Source organism: Rhodopseudomonas sp. (assembly GCF_013377015.1).
GTDB lineage: Bacteria > Pseudomonadota > Alphaproteobacteria > Rhizobiales > Xanthobacteraceae > JARJEH01.
Genome location: NZ_JACABA010000012.1, coordinates 1 through 3,455, shown reverse-complemented (window position 1 = coordinate 3,455; position 3,455 = coordinate 1). Strand labels below are relative to the sequence as shown.

At 64.6% G+C, this 3,455-nt stretch carries 3 protein-coding genes and 1 pseudogene; all 4 read right to left on the bottom strand.

Going from position 1 to position 3,455, the window contains the following annotated elements; all coding sequences use genetic code 11:
- Window positions 1-167: 167 nt before the first annotated feature.
- Window positions 168-1,367, bottom strand: a complete 1,200-nt coding sequence (locus HXX15_RS22925) for an ABC transporter permease (RefSeq protein WP_296519220.1) — start codon at window positions 1,365-1,367, stop codon at window positions 168-170.
- A 1-nt stretch (window position 1,368) separates the two neighbouring features.
- Window positions 1,369-2,577, bottom strand: a complete 1,209-nt coding sequence (locus tag HXX15_RS22920) for an ABC transporter permease (protein WP_296519219.1) — start codon at window positions 2,575-2,577, stop codon at window positions 1,369-1,371.
- A 1-nt stretch (window position 2,578) separates the two neighbouring features.
- Entirely contained in the window at window positions 2,579-3,256 is a 678-nt protein-coding gene (locus HXX15_RS22915; RefSeq protein WP_296519218.1) for an ABC transporter ATP-binding protein, read from the bottom strand.
- Window positions 3,253-3,455: pseudogene (locus tag HXX15_RS22910) on the bottom strand (hypothetical protein); the annotation flags it as partial. The gene HXX15_RS22915 and the pseudogene HXX15_RS22910, both read right to left, overlap by 4 nt.

Below are 3,455 nucleotides of genomic sequence, written 5' to 3'. Positions count from 1 at the left end.
GGTTGCCGCGCCGCCGAGAACGTAGGTGGTGAGCGGCAGCGTGGCGAACGACGGATCCGGCGCAATAGCTCGTGCCGCCAGGCCCGTGACGGCGACCATGCTGACGCCGTGGGTCAGCAGCAGACCCTGGCAGGCGGCCAGCAATGCGACATTCCGATAGGCCGGATTCATTCCGAACGCAAGGCTTCGAGTGGATCGAGCATGGCGGCACGGCGCGCCGGCATGACACCGGCAATGAGGCCGACGGCGATGGCGGAAAGTTCCGCAGCGATGGCGAATGACCAGGGGGTGTGCACGGGCAGCGCCGGCAGAAACAGCTTGATGAGCGCGGCTATCGACCAGCCGAGCGTGAGGCCGGCCATGCCGCCAATGGCGGCAAGCAGCGCGGCTTCACCAAGGAACAGCAGCAGGATGCGCCGGCGCGTGGCACCGATGGCGCGCAGGAGGCCGATCTCGCCGGTGCGTTCCGAAACGGCGATGGTGAGAATGGTGAGGATGCCGACACCGCCCACCAGCAAGGAGATGGCGCCGATGGTGCCGACCGCGAAGGTGATGGCATTGAGCACGGTGCCGAAGACCGCGAGCATCTCCTGCTGCGGTGTGACGGTGAAATCCTCGCGTCCGTGACGTGCCGTCAGGACATGCTTGATGCCGGCAACGACCTCGGCCAGCGGTGCGGTCGGATCATAGGTGACGTGGATTTCCATCAGGCTGTCGCGGTTGAACATCTCGAGTGCGCGACCGACGGGGATGAATACCGTATCGTCGAGATCGAAGCCGAGGATCTGTCCCTTGGGCGCCATGATGCCGATGACGCGATAGCGTTCGCCGCCAATGCGGATGCGGGCGCCGAGCGGATTCTCGCCACCGAAAAGTTCCTGGGCGACCTTGGTGCCCAGGACCACAAAGGCCCTTGCGGTGCGCGGATCGTCGGGCGGCAGGAACTCGCCGACGGCGACCGACAGGCGCATGGCCTGCAGGAAATCATGGCCCACGCCATACAGCGTGATGCGGCGCGAGCGGCTGTTGTACTCGACGTCGGCATTGCCCTGAATCATCGGGTCGGTCACTTGCACGTAGGGAGCGCGGCGCAGGGCGATGGCATCGTCGATGGAGATGGGGCGCGAGGTATTGATGGCGCCCAGCGAGCCGCCGTGCGTCATGGTGCGACCCGGGGCGACGCTGATCAGGTTGGTACCGAATTGCGTGAATTCGTCGACCACGAACTGGTGCAGTCCTTCGCCTATGCTGGTGAGCAGGATGACCGCCGCGATGCCGACGGCGATGCCCAGCGACGTGAGTGATGTGCGCAGTCGCTGGGCCGATAGCGAGAGCAGGGCGAAGCGGATGAAGTCGGCGAGTCTCATGTCAGCGGCGCGAGAGGGCCTGCACCGGATCAAGCTGCGCTGCGCGCCGCGCCGGTGCCACCGAGAGGAGGATGGATGTGATTATGGCTGTCAGCGGTGCGGCAATCAGCGCCCACCATGGCGGGCTGAAGGGTATCGCCGGATAGAGTTGTCCGATCGCCATCTGCCCGAGCTTGCCGACCAGCAGTCCCATCACTGCGCCGCCCAGTGCGAGGATCACCGCTTCGGTGAAGAAGATCATTTTCACTTCGCCGCTGGTTGCACCGATGGCCTTGAGCAGGCCAATCTCCTTGCGGCGCTGCGAGACCGAGATCAGCATCACGTTCATGATCAGAATGCCGGCCACACCCAGGCTGATGGCGGCAATGCCGCCGACCGCCAGCGTCAGCGCGCGCAGGATGCGGTCGAAGGTGGCGAGCACGGCATCTTGCGTGATGACGGTGATATCGCGTTCGCCCTCATGTCGCGTCTTGATGATTTCCAGCACGTCCTCGCGCGCGTCGGGTACCCGTTCGCGGCCTTTGGCTTCGACGAGAATGCGGAACAGCGAATCGGTATTGAACAGCGCCTGCGCGCTGGCCAGCGGCACCATGACCAGTTCGTCGGTATTGAAGCCCAGCGACTGTCCCTGCGGCGCCAGCACGCCAACGACGCGGAAGCGGCGGTCGCCGATGCGCAGCCATTCGCCCAGCGCCTCCTGTGCGCCGAACAGTTCGCGACGCACCAGCATGCCGACGACGCATACCGGCTCGGCATGATGCGGGTCACCTTCGGGCAGGAAATGGCCCTGCGCCATTTCCATGTGGCGCACCTGGATGTAGTCGGCGGTGGTCCCGAGCACAGGCACCTCGCGATTCTTCGAATTCCAGCGCGCGTCGCCGGTGCCGATGATCAGCGGCGCGAAGCGCTTCACGGAGTGACTGCGCGTCAGCGCAATGGCGTCGTCGATGGTGATGGAGCGCGGCGTCTTGCCGACAATGAAACCCGGTGCGCCGCCGGCAGTTTCCGAGCGGCCCGGCAGCACGATCAGCAGGTTGGTGCCGAGCGAACCGAACTGATCGAGTACATAGCGGCGCGCGCCTTCACCGAGCGAACTGACGATGACCACGGCTGCTACGCCGATGCCCATGGCGAGCAGGATCAACGCCGTGCGCGAGCGGCTGCCGCGTACCACCTGCCAGGCAAAATTCAGAATGTCGGCGAAACGCATTTCAGGTACCGCTATCGTCGCCGACGATCTGCCCATCCACGATGCGGATGCGGCGTTTGGCGCGGCTGCCGAGTTCATTGTCGTGGGTGACGACGACCAGAGTGCCGCCGTCGGCGTGGAGTTTTTCCAGCAGCGCCATGACTTCCTGGCCGGTGTTGCGGTCGAGGTTGCCCGTGGGTTCGTCGGCGAGAATGATGCGCGGTTGCATGGACATAGCGCGGGCAATCGCAACGCGCTGGCATTGTCCACCCGAGAGCTGATCGGGACGATGGCGGGCGCGGTCTTCAAGACCGTACTCGGCGAGCAGTTTGTTCAGACGTTGTCGCCGTTCGGCCGGGTCGATGCCGGCGAGTACCATGGGCAGTTCGATGTTCTGTTCCGCCGTCAGGCGCGGAACGAGATGAAAGAACTGGAAGACGAAGCCGATTTTTTCGCGGCGCACGCGCGCCAGTTCATCGTCACCCAGGCCCGTGACGTCGCGGCCGTCGAGTTCGTAGCGGCCGGAATTCGGCCGGTCGAGGAGGCCGAGGATGTTGAGCAGGGACGACTTGCCCGAGCCGGACGGTCCCATGATCGACAGGTATTCGCCGGCGTTGATGCCGAGATTGACTCCGCGCAGGGCATGCACTTCTTCGTCGCCGACGAGGAAGACCCGCTCGATGGTGCTGAGTCGGATCATTTCTTCGCTGCAGTATCAGGCTTGGTTTCCGCGACGGCACGTGCGCCTGCTTTTACGCCTTCGCGGTCGAGCGAGGTGACGACGCGGTCGCCGCGTTGCAGGCCGGACTTGATCTCGGTGAATTCCCAGTTGGAAAGGCCTGCTTCGATCTTGCGTTCTTCCAGCTTGTCCTCGGCGGTCAGCAGCAGCACGCGGTTAC